This is a genomic window from Kocuria sp. HSID17590, assembly GCF_003989485.1.
Lineage (GTDB): Bacteria > Actinomycetota > Actinomycetes > Actinomycetales > Micrococcaceae > Kocuria > Kocuria salsicia.
In genome coordinates this window covers 1-3,030 of record NZ_RBMB01000067.1, presented here as the reverse complement: position 1 = coordinate 3,030, position 3,030 = coordinate 1, and the positions used below count along the sequence as shown (strand labels likewise).

Annotated in this window: 3 protein-coding genes and 1 pseudogene; 3 read left to right on the top strand and 1 reads right to left on the bottom strand. The window is 69.8% G+C overall.

The genetic code is table 11. The features are described from left to right. Nucleotides 1–566 (bottom strand): annotated as a pseudogene (locus D8M39_RS12405) (IS3-like element ISPfr13 family transposase); the annotation flags it as partial. A gap of 83 nt (nt 567–649) precedes the next feature. Between D8M39_RS12405 and D8M39_RS12400 the strand changes: the two are divergent. The 3 genes from D8M39_RS12400 to D8M39_RS12390 form a co-directional block, all read left to right on the top strand. After that, entirely contained in the window at nt 650–1,123 is a 474-nt protein-coding gene (locus D8M39_RS12400; protein WP_055085558.1) for a DUF805 domain-containing protein, read from the top strand. Nucleotides 1,124–1,209: 86 nt separating this feature from the next. Further along, nucleotides 1,210–2,127: a metal ABC transporter substrate-binding protein gene (locus D8M39_RS12395; RefSeq protein WP_055085560.1), complete on the top strand. Its 918-nt coding sequence runs from the start codon at nt 1,210–1,212 to the stop codon at nt 2,125–2,127. Further along, nucleotides 2,124–3,030, top strand: a 907-nt coding sequence (locus tag D8M39_RS12390; RefSeq protein WP_371413789.1) for a metal ABC transporter ATP-binding protein, incomplete at its 3' end; no start/stop codon positions are given. The genes D8M39_RS12395 and D8M39_RS12390, both read left to right, overlap by 4 nt.

Here is a 3,030-nt window from a genome sequence, read left to right as displayed (position 1 = left end):
CTTCTTCCGTCCGTAAAGACCCTCCGGGGTCATCTTCCGGCGTGTGCTCCCGCCGGGCAGTGTCTCGTCGCGCCAGGCCGCGTCACGGACCGCGTCCACGACGATCGCGTCGGTCACGGTCCGGACCGCGACCCGGCCTCGCTTCCAGGCCCGGTAGGTGCGTGCCGCGATCTTCACGCCCTGCTCACGCAGGACGCGAATGATCGACTCGACGGCAAAGCCCTCCGAGCGCATCTGGTCGATGAAGCCCATCATCAACGGTTGCGGGGGTCGAGTTCCCCCACGAAGAAAGCCGTCGCCGCCTTCAAGATCGCGACGTCCTCACGCAACGCCCGGTTCTCGGCCTTGAGCCGGCGGATCTCCGCATGCTCTTCGCTGGTCTGACCACCACGGTCACCCGCGTCGATCTCGGCCTGGATCACCCACCGTCGCAAGGACTCCGCACCGACGCACTCCTGCCGGGCTACGGCCGCGATCACCTTCGCGTTCGACGGGTACTCTGACCGGTGCTCCAGCACCAGCCTCATGGCCCGCTCACGCAGAGCGGGGTCAATCTTCTTCGGCATGACGCCATCCTCTCAACTCGAAAAGATGCGGCACCAAACCTGGGACGGTTCACATCCGATAACCCCGCAGGAGGACACCACCCATGAGCTTGCCCCCTCAGCCCGTGTACTACGACACCCAGCCCGGCGAACCCGTGGGTCCGTGGCAGGCCGTCAAGAACTTCGTCCGCAGGGGCACCACGTTCTCCGGGCGGGCTTCCCGTTCCGAGTACTGGTGGATCGCGCTGTACACGGTCCTGCTCTCGGAGGCCTACGTGCTCGCGGAGGACCGCGGCTACCTGGCCTGGCCGGACGTGGACGGCGGATTCGCGATCGCTCTGCTGCTGCTGTCTCTGGTCCTGCTGCTCGCGGTGGTACTGCTGGCCATTTTCACCGCCGCCCTGTCCGTGCGACGCCTGCACGACTGCAACCTCTCCGGGCTGTGGTTCCTGCTGATCCTCGTTCCCGGACTGGGAAGCTTCGCCCTGCTGATCATGGCCGCCCTGCCCCCGGACCCGCGGGGTGTGCGCTTCGACGCCCAGCCCACCCCCGGGGCGGTCGTGCCCACCGGAAAGTAGGGCCGCGTCGCTCCTTGCCCGGACCCCTTCCCCGGTCTAAAGTTCGGTACACCGAACTTTAGGATCCACGGGAGCGAGGAATTGGGATGGGACGTCGTCCGGGATGGGCAGTGGCGGCCACCGCAGCCGCGGGTGTGCTGGTGCTGAGCGGCTGCGCGGGGGCCGAGCCCGGCGGCGGCAGCTCCGAGAAGCCCACCGTGCTGACTACGTTCACGGTGCTCCAGGACATGACCGCCGCAGTGGCCGGGGACCACGTGAGCGTGGAGTCCATCACCAAGCCGGGCGCGGAGATCCACGGCTACGAACCCACTCCACAGGACGTCACCAAGGCCTCCCGCGCGGACCTGGTGCTGGACAACGGCCTGCACCTGGAGCAGTGGCTCGAGCAGTTCACCTCCTCAGCCAACGTGGCCCACAGGGTGGTCTCCGAGGGCGTGGAACCCCTGGACATCGCCGACACCCCCGGAACCCCCAACCCCCACGCGTGGATGAGCCCGCGCAACGGCGAGCGCTACGTGGACAACATCGTCACCGCACTCAGCGAGCTGGACGGAGAGCACGCCCAGCAGTTCCGGGACAACGGGGAGAAGTACAAGGAACAAATCCGCGCGATCGGCACGGACCTGACCCGGAAGCTGGAGGCCCTGCCCCGCAACGAGCGCGCGCTGGTCACGTGCGAGGGCGCGTTCTCCTATCTGGCGCGGGACACCGGGCTCAGTGAGAAGTACATCTGGCCCGTCAACGCGGAGCAGGAGGCCACCCCGCAGCAGGTCAGCTCCGCCATCGAGTTCGTGGACCGGCACAGGGTGGCCGCGGTGTTCTGCGAGTCCACCGTCTCGGACAAGCCCATGCAGCAGGTCGCAGAGACCACCGGCGCCCGCTACGGCGGCACCCTCTACGTGGACTCCCTCTCGGAGCAGGACGGCCCGGTGCCCACCTACCTGGACCTGTTGCGCCACGACGCGGACACCATTGCCAACGGCCTGTCCGGGAGGGCGCGGTGACGCCCGCGATCCGGGCGAGCGGCGTCGTCGTCGACTACGGTCGCGTGCGCGCCCTGGACGGCGTGGACCTGGAGATCGCCCCCGGGCGCGTGACGGGGCTGGTGGGCATGAACGGCTCCGGGAAGTCCACGCTGTTCAAGGCGCTCATGGGCACCGTGCGCCTGGAGGCCGGCGAGGTGCGGCTGGACGGGCTGGATCCCCGCACCGCGCGGAAGCAGGGCGTGGTGGGGTACGTGCCGCAGAGCGAGGACGTGGACTGGACGTTCCCACTGTCCGTGCGGGACGTGGTCATGACCGGGCGCTACGGGCACATGGGCCCCACCCGGCGGGCGCGTCCCGCGGACCGGACCGCCGTGGCGGACGCGCTGGAACGGGTGGAGCTCACGGAGCTGGCCGGGCGGCAGATCGGGCGGCTGTCCGGCGGGCAGCGCAAGCGCGTGTTCGTGGCCCGGGCGATCGCCCAGGGCGCGCGGACCCTGCTCCTGGACGAACCGTTCGCGGGCGTGGACAAGCGCAGCGAGGCGACCATCGTGAGGCTGCTGCACGAGCTCGCCGCACAGGGCTGCGCGGTGGTGGTGGCCACCCACGACCTGCACGCACTGCCGCAGCTCGCCGAGAGCGTGGTCCTGCTGCGCCGTCACGTGCTCTTCCACGGGCCGGTCGCGGAGGGGCTCGCGCCCGAGCACCTCGTGCGCGCGTTCGGCCTGGACGTGCTCTCCGGCCCATCCACGCGCTCCCCGGGGGACGACGACGCCGCTCCCGCGGACCGCACGCCGCTCACCGCGGGCGCGGCCCACGAGGGTCCGCCACCGGGCCCTGCCGCGGGGACGAGTGTTGTGGCAGGAAAGAGGGGTTGTGGCCGTGGTTGCAAGCGGGTTGTGGCGGGCGTTAAAGAAAACAGTA

Excerpts from the sequence above, each read along its gene's own strand:
- D8M39_RS12395 (WP_055085560.1), top strand. The coding sequence starts at position 1,210 with ATGGGACGTCGTCCGGGATGGGCAGTGGCGGCCACCGCAGCCGCGGGT.
- D8M39_RS12400 (WP_055085558.1), top strand. The coding sequence starts at position 650 with ATGAGCTTGCCCCCTCAGCCCGTGTACTACGACACCCAGCCCGGCGAA.